The organism is Plantibacter sp. T3, assembly GCF_902506515.1.
Classification (GTDB): Bacteria; Actinomycetota; Actinomycetes; order Actinomycetales; family Microbacteriaceae; genus Plantibacter; species Plantibacter auratus.
In genome coordinates, this window is sequence record NZ_LR733286.1 from 542647 (window position 1) to 557610 (window position 14964).

Annotated in this window: 15 protein-coding genes; 9 read left to right on the forward strand and 6 right to left on the reverse strand. The window is 63.8% G+C overall.

All coding sequences use genetic code 11. The features are described from left to right. The first annotated feature begins 26 nt into the window (after window positions 1–26). The 4 genes from GV015_RS02715 (at window position 27) to GV015_RS02730 (ending at window position 2977) form a co-directional block, all read left to right on the forward strand. Entirely contained in the window at window positions 27–965 is a 939-nt protein-coding gene (locus GV015_RS02715) for a hypothetical protein (RefSeq protein WP_159876416.1), read from the forward strand. A gap of 171 nt (window positions 966–1136) precedes the next feature. Then, complete coding sequence (locus GV015_RS02720; protein WP_159876418.1) at window positions 1137–1934, forward strand: hypothetical protein; 798 nt, start codon at window positions 1137–1139, stop codon at window positions 1932–1934. 103 nt (window positions 1935–2037) lie between these two features. Further along, a complete protein-coding gene (locus tag GV015_RS02725; RefSeq protein ID WP_086472387.1) occupies window positions 2038–2463 on the forward strand; it encodes a polyketide cyclase in 426 nt (141 codons plus the stop codon). A 4-nt stretch (window positions 2464–2467) separates the two neighbouring features. Beyond that, on the forward strand, window positions 2468–2977 hold the full coding sequence (locus GV015_RS02730) for a MarR family winged helix-turn-helix transcriptional regulator (RefSeq protein ID WP_159876420.1): 510 nt from the start codon (window positions 2468–2470) through the stop codon (window positions 2975–2977). A 10-nt stretch (window positions 2978–2987) separates the two neighbouring features. Here the strand turns inward: GV015_RS02730 and GV015_RS02735 are convergent, their stop codons facing one another. Then, window positions 2988–3329, reverse strand: a complete 342-nt coding sequence (locus GV015_RS02735) for a hypothetical protein (RefSeq protein ID WP_159876422.1) — start codon at window positions 3327–3329, stop codon at window positions 2988–2990. A 92-nt stretch (window positions 3330–3421) separates the two neighbouring features. Then, window positions 3422–4294 (reverse strand): alpha/beta fold hydrolase, encoded by an 873-nt coding sequence (locus tag GV015_RS02740; RefSeq protein ID WP_159876424.1) that lies wholly within the window; start codon window positions 4292–4294, stop codon window positions 3422–3424. 85 nt (window positions 4295–4379) lie between these two features. Between GV015_RS02740 and GV015_RS02745 the strand changes: the two genes are divergently transcribed. After that, complete coding sequence (locus GV015_RS02745) at window positions 4380–4877, forward strand: CGNR zinc finger domain-containing protein (protein ID WP_159876426.1); 498 nt, start codon at window positions 4380–4382, stop codon at window positions 4875–4877. Window positions 4878–4923: 46 nt separating this feature from the next. On the opposite strand, the gene GV015_RS02750 is transcribed toward GV015_RS02745, so the two are convergent. Next, entirely contained in the window at window positions 4924–5433 is a 510-nt protein-coding gene (locus GV015_RS02750) for an RES family NAD+ phosphorylase (protein WP_236555305.1), read from the reverse strand. Between the two features lie 364 nt (window positions 5434–5797). Here GV015_RS02750 and GV015_RS19100 point away from each other — a divergent pair, with 364 nt between their 5' ends. The 4 genes from GV015_RS19100 to GV015_RS02765 all read left to right on the forward strand — a co-directional run bounded on the left by GV015_RS19100 (window position 5798) and on the right by GV015_RS02765 (window position 9020). Further along, a complete protein-coding gene (locus tag GV015_RS19100; protein WP_236555306.1) occupies window positions 5798–6049 on the forward strand; it encodes a hypothetical protein in 252 nt (83 codons plus the stop codon). A 231-nt stretch (window positions 6050–6280) separates the two neighbouring features. Continuing rightward, on the forward strand, window positions 6281–7243 hold the full coding sequence (gene imm47, locus GV015_RS02755) for an Imm47 family immunity protein (RefSeq protein ID WP_159876428.1): 963 nt from the start codon (window positions 6281–6283) through the stop codon (window positions 7241–7243). A gap of 67 nt (window positions 7244–7310) precedes the next feature. Continuing rightward, the gene (locus GV015_RS02760; RefSeq protein WP_159876430.1) at window positions 7311–7583 is read left to right on the forward strand and encodes a hypothetical protein; all 273 of its coding nucleotides are present in this window, start codon (window positions 7311–7313) and stop codon (window positions 7581–7583) included. Window positions 7584–8504: 921 nt separating this feature from the next. After that, window positions 8505–9020: a hypothetical protein gene (locus tag GV015_RS02765; protein ID WP_159876432.1), complete on the forward strand. Its 516-nt coding sequence runs from the start codon at window positions 8505–8507 to the stop codon at window positions 9018–9020. 173 nt (window positions 9021–9193) lie between these two features. Here the strand turns inward: GV015_RS02765 and GV015_RS02770 are convergent, their stop codons facing one another. The 3 genes from GV015_RS02770 to GV015_RS02780 form a co-directional block, all read right to left on the reverse strand. Beyond that, window positions 9194–10612, reverse strand: coding sequence for a PD-(D/E)XK nuclease family protein (locus GV015_RS02770; protein ID WP_159876434.1), 1419 nt, complete (start codon window positions 10610–10612; stop codon window positions 9194–9196). 531 nt (window positions 10613–11143) lie between these two features. Beyond that, complete coding sequence (locus GV015_RS02775; RefSeq protein WP_159876436.1) at window positions 11144–12286, reverse strand: TRAFAC clade GTPase domain-containing protein; 1143 nt, start codon at window positions 12284–12286, stop codon at window positions 11144–11146. A 244-nt stretch (window positions 12287–12530) separates the two neighbouring features. Beyond that, window positions 12531–14942 (reverse strand): hypothetical protein, encoded by a 2412-nt coding sequence (locus tag GV015_RS02780; RefSeq protein WP_159876438.1) that lies wholly within the window; start codon window positions 14940–14942, stop codon window positions 12531–12533. Window positions 14943–14964: the final 22 nt, after the last annotated feature.

Genomic DNA, 14964 nt, shown 5'->3' on the forward strand with positions numbered 1-14964 from the left:
CGGTGTCCCCGATTGCGAGGAACCCCATGATCACGAGCATCGAGATACTCGGCACTGAGGAGCTGCTGCTGCAGCGGAACCCGCGCGCCGCAGCCGTGCACCAGGCGATCGTGGCTCGCGGCCGCGAAGCCGTGATCGCGCTGAACGAACGATTCGACGACCCGTCGGACGACACGGCGATGAAGCGACTCGACACCGAGCTCGAGGCGATCGTCGAGCGGAGCGTCAGTGAGTACGTCCGTCAGGCGAGTGGGCTGTTCAGCACCGAGGACGTCGACCTGTGGACCGCGAAGATCACCCGGGTGCCCGGCACCTACGTCGGACGGGCAGCGGCCGTGGGTGTGCCCGGAGCCCTGCTGCTGATGGAGTCCGTGGAGTCCGTGGAGTCAGCCGAGTCGGACGAGAACACCACCTTCGTCTCACTCGACGACACCCTCTCCAACATCGCGGGGTATTGCCAGTGCGGCTACGCCACGAGCCGCATCGTGCCCAGGCAACTGTGCCGCCTCTGCTCCGGCGGCGTGCTCATCGCGTGGAGGACCGAGGAGGACCAGGTCATCGCGACAGCCCCCAAGGTCCGTTCCGAGCTGCACGCGGTGTTCGAGGAGTTGCTCGACGAGCTCGCCACCATCCACCTCGCGACGGGCGACGCCTCAGCGGAGACCCCTGCGCGCCGTCGAGCGGGCAACGCCGGGATCACCCGGGTGAACGAGACCTATGCCGAGGAGATCGCGATGCTCGACCTCACGCGATGGCGGGAACTCAGCGATCTGAACCAGCTCAGCCAGATCACGGCGGTGACGGCTCACGCGAAGCACTGGTCGCAGTGGGGTCTCGGATCGGCGCGGTTGGCGATGTTGGCGATGCAGAGCGATCCGGAGATCCAGGCACGGATGCGCCGGATCGCCGGCAGTCGGCCCGCTCCGAAGCCCTCGCTGTTCGAGCGGCTCTTCTCCCGACGATGATGTCCGCGACGGCGACGATCAGACCGCGCGCGGCCGCCGTCGGCACCGGTCGCCTCCACCGAGGCAGGTCGGCCACCCAGGAAGTGGTGTGAGATGTTCTTCCAGCCAACCCTTCGCGAGCCTCGACCGAGATCGCCACGCACCCGTCGCAGCCGAGCCGGCCGGATCGTCGTGCTCGTCCTCCTCATCGCCATGGCCTGCATCGCAGCGATGATCCTGTACTCCTGTTCGACGATGAAGATCGCCTCTTGGCGGGTGACACCGGTCCTCCAGGAGGTCGTCGGCGAACACGGCACCGTCTCGGCGTACGCGAAGGAGTTCACCTACAGCTCCGGCTCGAGCTGCACCCTGTCGGTGGACCTCGACGAGGACATCACGGTCGATGAGACGGCGACGGTCCTGCAGTCACTCGCACCCACCGACCGCTTCGCGCCCTGCGACATCAGCACCGTCGAAACGGCCGCCCGTTCGACCGTGTTCGCCGAGGACTGGAACACCATCTCCGACGACGGCTGGGTGTCGGTCGCCGAACACCTGGCCGAGCCAGGGCCGATCACGCTGTACTTCGCCACCGACGCCCCAGCCCATCTGGACGCCTCCGAGCGGGGACGGTACACCGACTTCGTCGACCTGCTCCGTCAGCACACGACCGGCGACCGCCTCGAGGACACCGTCGGTCCCGTCCGGTGGACCCTGACCTGGGACAGCGGCACCGGCGCCTACAAGGGCGTACGCATCACCACTGACGAGACACCGCCCGCCGCGCTCGCCGAGTTCCTCGAAGCGCTCACCATCCCGTTCCAGGGATCATCGGGCCTGGACAGCATCATCTACACCGTCGCCGATGGCGAAACCACGCTCCACGCCAACCTCAGCAAGCCGGATGACCAGGTCACCGCCGCCATCCAAGCGGCGTTCGCAGCCTCCGGACTCCCCGGCGAGCTCACGATCAACCCGCCAACAGCCTGAGCCGTCCGAGCCGAACGCGCCACGAGACCGATTCCGACGAAGAGCTTTCCGCGGGGATCCGGTTGATGTTACAGTAAGCGCACTTACTACTTGGAGGATCAACATGTGGACGACGAACTACGAGCAGACGACGACGGCCAGCGCATCCGCAGTCTGGGGTGCGCTCGAGCGCCTGCACTCCGGCACCCCACTTGGCCCGGCATCGGACAGCTTCGAACTGCATGGGCCATTCGTCGTCGGGACGACGCTCACCATCACACCGCAGGGGCAGGAACCGATGGAGTCGACGATCGTCGCACTCGTCCCGGAGACCACCTATGCGGACCGGACCCGTTTCGGCGACCTGGAACTGACCTTCCGACACGACCTGCGCCCGACCGCAGACGGCGGGACGACCGTCACGCACACGCTCGTCATCGACGGACCGGGCTCCGACGAGGTGGGACCCGAACTCGGGCCGCAGATCAGCGGTGACTTCCCCGTGGCGATGGGCGAACTGCTCTCCGCGGCAGAGCGCTCGGCCCGGTAATCCGATGGCCGGCGACCTCGACACCCGCTTCCCTGACGCGCAGTCGAGCCTCGGGCTCGCGCTCTGGCGCGCCAGTACCTCCTGGCAGCGCCACATCCGTGCAGCCCTCGCCCCGCACGATCTGACGCACGTCCAGTACGTGCTCCTCGCATCGCTGACCTGGATGGATCGCACCGTGCCGGTGAGCCAACGGGACCTCGCGGCGCACACGGAACTCGATGTGATGATGACCTCGCAAGTCCTCCGTGCGCTGGAGACGAAAGGGTACATCCGCCGCGAGCCGCACCCCGAGGACGGACGCGCCAACGCCCTGCACCCCACCGAGCGAGGGATCGAGCTGGCGAACCTGGCGACACGAGACGTCGAATCGGCCGACGCCTCCTACTTCGCCGCGTTGACTCCGACTCAGCGCGACTCGCTCCTCGCTGCTTTCCAGCACCTCGCCTCGCCGCCGAGCGTCGCGCCCGATCAGCGAACGCCTCACGACCCGTCTTCCAGCGAGGATCAGCGGTGATCTTCCGTGTTCAACGAGACTTGCCGCGCCGTTTCACCGCATCGACGACCAGTGCTCCCAAGAGCATCAGCCCGCCCGCCAGTCCCGTGAACACGTAGAAGCGAGGCCGCAGGAAGTCCTGCGTCGCAATGGCGTAGGTACAGAAGACGACCAGCGTTAGCCCGAGCACCAGGAAGAGGATCCGCGCCCAGAGATCCATCGGCGTCCGTTCTCTACCCATCCTCGGGTGCCCTCCATGTCGGCCGTGCGGGCCGCCATCGCCCTGGTCGCCGTCCAGTATGACGGGTGCGGCCGCGACCGCGAACGGGTCCGGCGGCCGCGGGCCGATGACCGCCTCCAAGATGGCCAGCATCGTCCACGCTGCCGCCGGACGGTCAAGCCAGCCGTCCGAGCCGAACGCGCCGCCGCTGACCTCGGTCCAGGTGGACGGACTGACCCGCCGGGCTATGCGCTCCGGTCGGTCGTCCGGAGCCAGTCCGTGATGGTGTCAGCGACGTGGTCGAGGTCGGATTCGAGGAGAAAGTGTCCGCCGTCGACGAGTTCGACGCGAGCATCGGGGGCGTCGAGGGTGAACGCCGTGGCGCCGGCGGCGGCGAAGATCTCGTCGTTACGACCCCAGATCGCGAGCACCGGTACCTGTGAGGTGCGGAGCCATTCGTGCACCGCGGGGTAGAGGTCCCGGTTGGTGGCGTAGTCGCGGAAGAGCGCCAGCTGCACGTCGTCCTGACCCGGACGGGCGAGGAGCGCGAGGTCGTGCTCCCAGGCGTCGGGGTCGACGGTCGTCACGTCCGGCACGCCGTGGGTGTACTGCCACTCGACGGCTTCCCGCCCGAGGGCCGGACGGAGCGCGTCGCGCGTCTCGGTGGTCCGTTCGGCGGCGTCGGCCCAGATCGGGTCCCAGAAGCTCGGCACGAAGCCTTCTTCGTAGGCGTTGCCGTTCTGGGAGATGACCCCGACGACGGCAGCGGGGTCGTTGAGGGCCAGGCGCCAGCCGACCGGTGCGCCGTAGTCCTGGACGTAGATCGTGTACTGCGTCACGCCGATGGTCGAGAGGAACCGGCCGGTCACCCCTGCGAGCGCCGCGAAGGTGTACTCGAACTCGTCGACCGAGGGGGCGGAGGAGCGACCGAAGCCGATGTGGTCCGGAGCGATGACGCGGTACTGGCCGGCAAGCGCCGGGATAAGGTGCCGGAACATGTGGGAGCTGCTCGGGTACCCGTGGAGGAGCAGGAGGACGGGAGCGTCTGCCGGGCCGGCCTCCCGGTAGAAGACGTCGAGCCCGTCGATCGAGACGGTGCGGTGGTGGACGGCGACCATTGCTAACCCCTTTAGATTGTTTTACTGGTTAGTCAGACGGTAGCATGGATCCTGGGCGCCGGACGGCGCACGAGAACGGAGAACGATGCTTCGCGACGAGGAGCTGCTGCTGGGCCTGTTGAACAGTGCGCCGGTCGTCGAGGGCACCCCGACCGACCGTCTCGAGGGGGCGACCGGACGAGACCTGGCGCGCAGCTGGGGCGGCACGGGATCCGTGGACGAGGTGGCGCGCCTCCGACGTGCGAGACAGGCGCTGCAGACCATGGTCCGTGGAGATGACGGAGGAGCGATCAGAGACCTCGCGGGCATCCTCGACGATGCCGTGCGCACGCCGCGCATCACCCCGGATGGCGTGGCCTGGGAGCTTCAAGTCCCTGAGGACGATCGTCTTGTGGCGGGGGTCGTGCTGGCGTGGTCGAGCGTGATCACGGAGTTCCCCGGGCGCCTCCGCGCCTGCGCGAACCACGAGTGCACGCAGTTCCTCGTCGACCACAGCCGACCTGGCACCGCGAAATGGTGCTCGATGGCGGTCTGCGGCAACCGGATGAAGGCGCGCACGCACGCGCGCCGCGCTCAGAGCTGAGCGGCCCGGTACACGCTCGGATCAGTATGAACGTCGTATCGCGGCGTCAATTCGCGGCGGCAACATGAGTCCCTCTCAAGCTGACGACCGGCGCATCGGCCTCGTTCCAGCGGAAGAGCACCAGATGCCAGAGGCCCGGTCGCTTGCGCGAGGGATCGATCAAACCGTTCGCGCCGCCGGCAAGGAGGCGGTCGCGGACGCTCCACGATGTCGGCGTGCCTCCGGCGGCGGCGACGTTCTGCCACGGGGCTGCCGCGTCAGCGAGGTCGATGCCTGCCGACTCCAGCGCACCCACGTCGCGCAGGTCGACGATGCCGGACGCCTCGACATCGATCTCCACGATCTCACGCGCCGCCGCCCGAGCGTCCTGGTGGGCGAGCATCGCGGCCTCCACTCCGTCGATGGACGAGCTCAGGTACAGCGTCGGCTCGTTCGCCCGCGAGTAGCGCCCGGCGGCACGCGATCCGGCGATCGCGAACTCGCGGAAGCTCGGGTCGATCGCGCGATAGAACGTGCCCCTCAGCGGTGGCGCGAAGGTCAGGTCGATACCGGTCACAACGCAAGCTTCTCACCGCGGAATGTCGCGCGCGACCCGGTGCCGAGCCAGAACTGACGATGGGCAAAGTGCCAAACTCAGGCGCGGCCAGTGATCGCGATCTCGTGCGGAAGTCATCATTGGGGTGAGCAGTATGGTGAGAGGATGACGAGCACCGGCATCGACGGCGTGGACGACACCGTGAGCATCGACGTCCCGAAGTTCGGCGGGTAGCCGTGACGCGCACCAGGAGCTGCACGTGACTCGTCCGCCCCGCCCCGACTTTCGTCGTGGGCCGTTTCCCTGGCTGACCGACGAACGGCAGGCGGGTCCGCACTTTTGGCCGGTGGTCAGCCCCTGGGGACTAGGCTCCCTCGGCCTCCTCATGCTCGGCGCCGCCGCCCTCTTTGTCGCCATCGGAATGACGAGTGGCGATCAGGAGAGGCTCATGGCGGGGATCTTCATCGCGATCCTCCCTGGCGGCGCCGGCGCGGTGGCGCTCGTCATGGCGATCATCCGCTGGCGTTGGTTCCGTGGAGCGCGTCGCTCGCGACCCACCCCACCACGAGAAAGCAGCATTCCCGACCATCCCGCTTTCGATGGTGAGAGAAACCAGCATCGACGGGCTTCACGCTAGAACGTAGGCCCTGGGTCGGTGCGGGGAACGGACATGAGGATCGAGCCGACCTACTGACCGTCCCACAACAGCGTGTGACGTTGGCGTTATCCACGATAAACCGCTGAGCGCCGTCCAGTAACGATGGCGGTCTCAACCGGTCGCCGTGCACCATGAGGTCGGCCGCGTATCGGATGTCGACAATGTCCGCTCACCGGCGAGAACCGTGTGTCGTCCGATGCCCTTGCCGACGTGAACACCGACTTCTGCGTTGGCCAATACGGTAGGACGCCCAATCCGGAGTGGCTGAACATCGACGCAAGAGCGAACCCGAACTGCACCGAAGTGATCGCCTTCCGGATCGATCAGCGTCATGGCGTGGCAGCGACGGGTAGGCTCGACGGCCGAGAGGAGCCAGCCATGACGATCTCCATCGAACTGCAACGCAGCAAATGGTTCGGCCCGGTATCGAGCGCGACGGCTGCGGATCGCGCAGCAGCACTGCGTGCCGCGCGGACGCCGGACGAGTACCTTCTCGCAGCACTCGACTCCTTCAGGGTCGGCGATCTCGATCCGAAGAGCATCCTCATCGATCTTCTCAATACGGTGCGTCACCAGCCATTCACGGACTTCGCTGTCCGAGTGTTCGCGTCGGTTGCGACGCACGACGACCTGGCCGACCTCGAGACGATGGCATTCCTGACGAATGCGGCTCCGTCCACGGTCGTTACCTTCGCGCACAGCAGCACGTCGATGATGTCCATCGAGGCTGTGGCGCTGATGTTGGGTTTGCTCGAGGACTGGAACGAAGACCCGGAGATCTCCGAGGCCCTGCTCCAGGCCATCGCCAGCCTGGTGCCGTTCCAGGCGGAACTCGGCGATTCTCCGTCCCCCGACGAACTCGCCGAGCACGTCGGCCGCGCCATCCAGTCGACTGATCGGACAGCATACGTCCTCTACGGTCAGCCCGCTCACCCCTCGCTGTTGGCACGGAGACTCGTCGAACACGCCTCGATCGCTGCGGCTTCCGGGGAACAGCTCGGGATCATCGTTCCGGGGAGTCTCCTGTCGATCTGGTCCGGTGTCGACTGTCCCGTCGACTACGACACGCAGATGAACGGCGACCGGCTCGACGCCGTGCACGCCTACGTCGACGCACTCAGTCGCCAGGACTGGGTCCGCGGGGCGAAGTATTTCTACGGCCACCGACTCTGACTCGGAGCGACCGTGCAGTGCTCGGAATCTCACTCGATGTGCTCCTCACGACCCCTGGGAGGCTCCCATGAACGGATCCCGCAACAACGAACAGCTTGTAACGGTGGCTGAGCGGTACTTCGCTCAACTCGATCCCGACGCAGAACTGCGCAGTATCCCGCTCGAGGACGGTGCAGGAGTCTGCGTCGTGCATACCACGCGCGGGGGCGGGACGATCTACGTCGCTCCCGACGAGAGTGCGCTTTTCGTCGGCTCCGCCATGGATTTCGATGCCGGCCTCGCCGCGTTCCTCGCCGGCACTCGGACCCCGCCGGAGAAGTTCGTCCGCCCGACGTCCTGAACCCCGTCCCCTCGGAGCTGTTCTCATCCAGCTCCAGTCGCGGTGCTGCACCCGTTTCCCCGAACGACCGCAGCACTGCACTTCCGAGCGGAAGTGGATACGTCGCTCGGGCCCCACGGCTACTCCGGTCCCCTCCGAACAGCCGTGGGCTTCTCCGTTCCAATCCCTTTGCACAGTCACGGTGACGCCAGAGTGCGTACCGACGTCGGGTAGTCGACACCACCTGCAAACTCGAGTCCGCATGAGCCCGGTTTCGTGGCCTCAGCCCACGTACACAGACGCCAAGCAGCCCAAAGCTTCCCCTGCACACTGGGATCTGCCAATCTCGTACGGTGAACCGCTGGATAGACGAACTCGAGTGACTTCACCTACCAAGGTTGAAAGCAGGCCGCGGCGGATCGGGTTCCGCCACGGCCGGACCAGAGGGCAATTCGGGTTTGCTCTCACCGGGGCGCCCCGTCTCTTGTGCTGAAGAGACGCGCCGAGGCAGAAATGCCAAATAATCTGTCGCGCTTCACACGAAACGACAAGAAGTTTGGCCACGCGTCACTTTGCGTGGCGCGTTCACAACTACTGTGAACGCGAACGTAAAGTGTCGCTGTGAGGCCAGTGAACGAGCGGGTTTGCAACGTAAAGTGTCGCCGCGGTTTCCAGCACAAAGGGTCGCTCCGAACACGCCCGCGTGAATCCGCGGATTCTGGGGCAGGGATGGGGTCATCTGGTGGCGCTCCGCGGCGAGATCTACGTGCGGAATGATGAGACGACGTTGAATCTGGTCAGACGCATCCACCTGCACCATCAACTTGCGATCTGCCCGTAGGGACTGCTGCCGGCAAAGCAACAGAGTGCTTCACGATTCGACTCAGGCGAGTCGCGACCGCTGCGCCAATCCGTGGTAGAAATCATCGACACCCGAACCCGATGAAGGCAGAAATTTCCGTGACGCTGCGCCGCTTGTTCCTCACCCTGCTCGTTTCCAGCGCACTACTCGTGACAGCGGGATGCTCTGCCTCCTCGGAAAAAAGCTCCCCTGATTCCTCGGTGTCAAGTGCGGAAAGTGCGAACGCCAAGGCGCTCCTCAGCTACGTGGATGCTGAGCGAGCCACCATTCCGCAGATCATGTCGCAGTACCCAGGCCTGTACTCGGAAGTTCGCATCGAAGGAAGCTTGGAGGAGTCAGATGGTAGTCGAGGACTGTCGGTAGGAACTCATTCGGTTGTCTGGTTCTACTACACCTACGCAAATCCAGTCGACTGGTCGAGCGCGACAACTGCTCTGGACGGGCAGCGAGCGACAATCGACAGCGTGTGCGACTCCACGGTGTTTCCAGCAATGCGAAACGCCGGAATCATCGGTCCAATGGGTGTGGTCTACTCGTATGACGACGGCCAAAGCGCGTATGGAGCAATGTGGGAACATACGTGTACTGCCGACTAGCCCTCGATGTTGATCGTCACTCGCGGAACGGCAGAGCTGCGCCCGATGACCATCCGGATCCTACAGCCGCCAAGAGCCGGTGATAGTCCTTCAGCGGGACGTTATGTCTTGAACCCTGAGCCTGCGGACGGAGCCGATCGATGCGTTCCTGATCTGTCCATCGACCAACCACGCTATTCGCCAAGCGCCTCGAGCTGAGCGTCGATAGCCTGGGTCGCACCGACGAGCTGTTCGATGGTCAGATCTGGCGCCTTCACGTATCGATGCACGAAGTCAGGCGCAAAGTGTCCGAAACCCTCAAGCGGCATCGGTAGCAAGTCCGTGTGTCCAAGTACGTCATCCAGCGGAGCGAAGTCGAACAACTGCGGGTGCGCGGCAGCGAATTCAGCTCGAGCGTTCCGGTCCCCGTCCGAACGGCCGATGAGATGCGGCAACACCACACATCGGCGAAACTGACCCGATTGATACTGCCATCCGGCTTGGATAGAGATGCCGCCGACTCGGACCCCGCGTCGCCACCAGACCAACGGCCCACCGCGAGTGTGGCCCGCTTCGACCCATCCGCGATGCACACCCATCTCTTCGAGTACGACTTGCACTCGCCGAGCGCGAAGCTTCTGCAGCGCCGTCCTCGTCTGCCGCAAGTCGATCGCAGCCAGCTGATCGCCGTCCAGCCACACAGGCTCCTTCATAGAGTGGACAGCCGTGGTGTCCAGGAGCGCGCTCAGGAGCCTCACGATTCGCGAGTAGCGTCGAACCGTCTCGATCTCGTAGCTCACCTCATCGCACTCTGCGAGGGCGAGATCGATGCGCTCGGAGAGTTCCTGGTAGCTCAGGTAGGTCCACCCGTCGACAGGCTCGCGCGGCGGGGACATGCTCAGCAAGACGTGCTGAGCACGCGCTCCCTTCCACTTCGCGGTCTTGTTGCGATACTCATCAAGTTGCTCTCTCTCCGGGAGCGAGAACACCTTGTTCTCGATCACCAAAGGTGCTGCGGCAGGCCAGCGAAGCACAAGGTCGAGGCTCTCGCGTTCTCGTTCGACGCTTCGAACCGAACCGATACCGGACGGGTCGTCGACGGTCAGGTCGCGGAAAACGGAGTCTGCAGTTTCTGGCAGCGTGTCGAAAAACCATGCGAGTAGGTTGCTGTGAAACAACTCGCGCTGTCCATACATGATTCGCGCGAGCGGCTCGATATTCAGCTCGTGGGCGAGCGACTCAACTGGTCTTTCCTCGGCGGGCGGTACCCCGTCCAAGTAGCGGCGCACCGGGTTGGCCGCCCCTCTAGGAGGCGCAAGCCGTTCGACGCTCGTCCCGACAACGCCGAGTTCCGGTGCCGGCACGCCTTCGAAGCCCCAGCGGCCCTCCTCTTCGCTCGAGTGCCAACTCTGGATTCGAAACGCGCCACGGACAATCCCACCAGCGACGCCGAGCGCATACCTAGAACGCTCACGAGTGTCGGATCCCACGCGCCAGTACATACGAGTCGCGTCGTACGTCGCCTGCGAATCGGAGTCAGGAGACCATGCCCGATTAATGACGAAGATCACGATGGGTTCGGCTATAGCGGGGATGGGATCGGGTGCACGCACAGTCGAAATCTAGCGGCTTCCACAACCTCGCGTTGCGCAGACACTAATCGCTACCAAGCGAGACCGCTGTCTGCTGGGCCTGCTGGCGGTCTGGCTGCCCCGTCCTTGCTTGAGGTCTATTCACGTGGGTGCGGCGGGATGCCTATAGGGGAAGAAGGAGCATCCTCTATATCGCCCAGTCGGTCTATTCCGGTGCGACCGAATCCGGCGCGATCGGCGTCTCCCAAATCGCATCGTACTCATCCCTGACTTCCGGCCAGAGCGCCGCGCGCGCATCATCCACATTGTGGAAGCTGTCTGTGTGAGCCGAGAGGATCACAAAGTCGTGCGGGATGGGGCGCCCAGCGCGATCCGATCTCCCGTCTGGGTCAGGAAACCTCACCGCAACGAGTTCGTCTCGCCTCTCAAGCAACGCTGGCGCCCCATCGATCCCAGCAAAGGCACGCTCGTACACCGCAAGAGGGTTTGCGACCCCGCCCGTCTGGAGGAATCGGAAACCCCAAGACTTGCCGCGGGTTGCCCAGATGAACTTCACTTCGTGCTTTCGACGAGCACCTGTTCCTCCACCGCACGGTCAAGGTCGAGCCGGAAGCCGAGCAGCACTGCAGCGAGAAAATCATGTCTGGCCACCGCAGTGTCGTACGCCGCCTGGATTTTCGCGGTGCTGAACTCGAGAAGCGGGTCTGCGACGAATGGGAGCACCAAAGTGAAGATCTTCAGTTTCCCGGGCAGCTTCAACGCAGTTAGGAACGTGATTGCTGACCCGGCGTACTTAACGAGCTCTGAGGCTACCTTCCCACCAGTGCGGAGCGCCTTCGCCCAACGAACGTACCGCGAGAATGGCAACATGGCAGCGATCGGCAGCATCAGCCGCACCCCGACCTGATGGCCGACATCGATTCTCCCAGGCTCGAAGCGGGCCGAGGACAACAGAACGAAGTCCTCGCCCAGCGAGAATGCTTCCGGTTCCTCCACGAACGCGGCTAACTCCTCTTGCAGAAGTGACATCTCTTGACCGACTTTCTCGACAAGCAGGTCACGAAATGTCGTCACATCCACGTCAGGCAGCAGGTCTGCCTTCGACAGGCCGAATATCCAGACCCGGGGGAAACGCACGAGCCGCTGGCCGTCCGGCAGTAGCTCATCCCGCACCCGCGACACATGAGAGATGTAGTTGGTTAGGAGCGCCTTCAGATACCGCTCCTCCTCGCCGGAGTTGTCAGTCAGCCGCTGTGCGTCGATGAGAAGTACAGCGACATCCGAGCCAACCAGCGCGCTGAATGTTTCGGCGCGGCGCGTGACCTCCTCAGGAGTGGACGGATCTTCCTCGAACCACTCGCCGGGGTAGTCGTGCCACACCAGCCGCAGCTCCTCTGCGGCCGCTTTCTTCCCCTTCTCCATAGCTCTTGGACGACGCTTCACTGAGAACACGTACTTCGTCGCCGAGAAGCGATTTGTCGGTGGGGTGGCACCGGCGTTCTTCATCCCCAGGAAAAACTGGTGCAGCTTGCGACCTTGCGCGGTGTCGTCGGCATCGATTGCAAACAGGCTCTGCTTCAAGAACGCCGGCTCCTGCGCCGCTCCGTAGAACGATGACAGCAAGACCGTTTTACCGCTGCCCGACTCACCAAACACGGCAACCTGCTGCTCACGAGCGACTTTCAACTGCTTCATGCCTCCAACTTAGTCACCTTCTCCGGCGCGTCTTCTGCTCACACAGGCGCGGTCCGTCTTGAGGATAAGTCCGGTGCATCAGCTCGAACCTCGAAATCAATAGTTCCCACGGCCGGCCGAGCCGACCTGACGGTGCTTCATTCATCACAGCGGAGACCATGGATCGGCCAGATGGGGACAGCGGTCTCAACCCTGCAAATCTCCCAGTCACCGAGCACTTGCTCATGGTTCTTTCGAGCGTCGTCTACCTCCGCTTCTTGTTGCCGGGCTTCAGCCGTTTCGTTGTCCTTCGCGCGGATGGCGGCACTGGGCGACCCATCACTTCGAGGGGCAGGAGTCCGATGGCCCGCCCGAGCGTGTCGAGTGCAGGATTCTCGCCAGACGGAGAATTGTCGTAGCGAATGGATCGGATTTTTCCGCGCTCATCAATCAGCACCATCAGCGCCCGATCGGACTTGATTTGGTGCTTCTTGGTGGCCCCGTAGGTCGCCAGATGGCTGCTGGCGTCTGCCAGGGGCATTCCGGCGGGCATGGTGCCAACGAACAGCGCCGGGTACCCCCAAGCGCCGGCAAAGCCGACAAAGTAGTGGTGCGGTCGCCCGTCAGCTTTCGTCTCACGTACCAGCTTCTTCACTCCGACCGCGAGCGCTTCCTGCGAGTCTCCAGCAATATTCAGCAGATCTGCCGAGAAGCGGAACCAGCCCGGCTTCTTCCCGTCCTGCAGGAAGTCCACGAGCTCCAGCACGGCCTCGTGTGACTCGAATACCGGCTTGGGTGATGCTTGTTGTGATGCGCCTTCATTGAAGTAGATCCACGCATCGAGGGGATCGGTGTGAGTCATCACCCGCGTCGGGACGGCTTGGCTACGATACCGGTGCCGGTCACCACCAGTCGGCCGGCGAACTCCTAAGAACTCTTCGTTCACTCGGTCCGGGTCTGGCTCGACATACAACTGCCCAGACAGGAAGAGCATGAACAAGTCCAGCTCGTCCGCGGCCCAGTATTTCAGCGACACCTCGGACTCGGTTCGACGGCGAAGATACAGCAAGAACTCCGCTGGCCGATCCAGCACTTCAGAGATGATCGCGAGGTCGTGGAGCGACACAACCCATGGGAATCGATCGGACGCGATGACGTTGCCACGCACCAGTTCGTCAAGAGCAGTCCCCAACGGCCCCATGTCGTCGAGGCAAACTGCGATCGATCTGACTTCGCGGATACCGGACAAGTCGAGCCAGGTTCTATCCTCGCGCCAGAGGCCACCGTTGGAGCGAATCAGCTCTTCGAGGCGCAATGCCTGTTGAGTAGCGTCACCCACCGTGGCGCGCAGATCCGCACTCAGACGCTGGACATGCCCCCCGCGAGCTTGATGAGAGACGCTTCGCCCCTTGACCTCAACACAGATGGCGACGTCTTCGACGATGAATAGCGCGTCTGCCTCTGTCTGCTCTGCGATCGAAGTGATATTCGTCCCAGAGGATGACAGCTCAGTAACGTCGACACCGGGGTTCGGTCGGAAGTACTTGAGGTTCTCGTAAGCCGGAGCTGTGCCGAGCAGCGAAGCCAGATGCGCCACTGACCACTGTTCACTGACGAGAAGCCGTCGCCTTTCATATCGTCGCCATGGAGCAGGCTGGCCTTTCAGCTTTGTCTCGACCACCTGGCGGAAGCAATCGGTCCCGATCGGGACGTTCATCGTGATGTAGTTCCCATCACCGTCGTAGATGAGCGCTGCGCTGCGGAAGGGCGAATCTCCAGCGAGAAACGCTTCCACAGCCGCAACCGCGTCGCCCGCCGGACCGAACGCGAGGCTGAACCGCTGGAGTATCTGCCCGACGCGATCGAGATTAACTGCCGATGCTTCGGCGATGTCACCCGCTGTGAAGCTCGCACGCTGCCCAGGGAAGATCATCAGGTCTTCGACCGCACCTCTACCCTCTTCGATCCGTTCCGCGCCCTGGTCGCGACGGCCATTCGTGTACCATTCCTCCGAGACTTTTCCAAGCATGTCTCGTGCCGCGAAGAAGCGGTCGAGGTAGACCGTCCGAATAGCCTCTCGGACCCTATGGAAGTCCTCATACGTAAAGCCCAGCGTGTCGAGCAGCAGCTCGCCGAGATACTCACTTGCGAAGAGCGCCTCGTTCAACCCATCCTGAATGTGCGCATACTGCTTGAACTTAACGTTCAGTTCGTGGCCCACATAGGTGGCTGCCAAGCTTGTCAGCGGCCCGAACCTCTCAGCTTGTCCATCTGACAGGAGCATGAACTGCCCGACGCTGAGCATTACTCCGGCGCGGTCATGGACATTCGAGATCGCTTGTGAAGGGTTCCCTGCTCGCCGCAGGTATCGGGGCGGCAGGCGGTGGCCTCGCGCCAACATGACGAGAGCTACCACTTCGACCGCGGCGGGTCGCTGATCAGCGAGGCTCTCGCGGTATCCATCGAGCACCATCGGCGTTTCACGGAGCCGCATCAGTTCAATAACGTCGAACGCATCTGCTCTGCGGAATACCGTCGAGATTGCCTCGACATGCGTGCGAATGATTCCCGGCGCACGCCCCACGAGGTCTACCAGCGTCTCACCAGGACGAAGGCTAGCAATGGTGGGGACCATGCTTCGGAAGGCGGCTTCGATACCCTCGTCGTCGGCTGACATGATCCGTCCGTCGGGGAGGCTA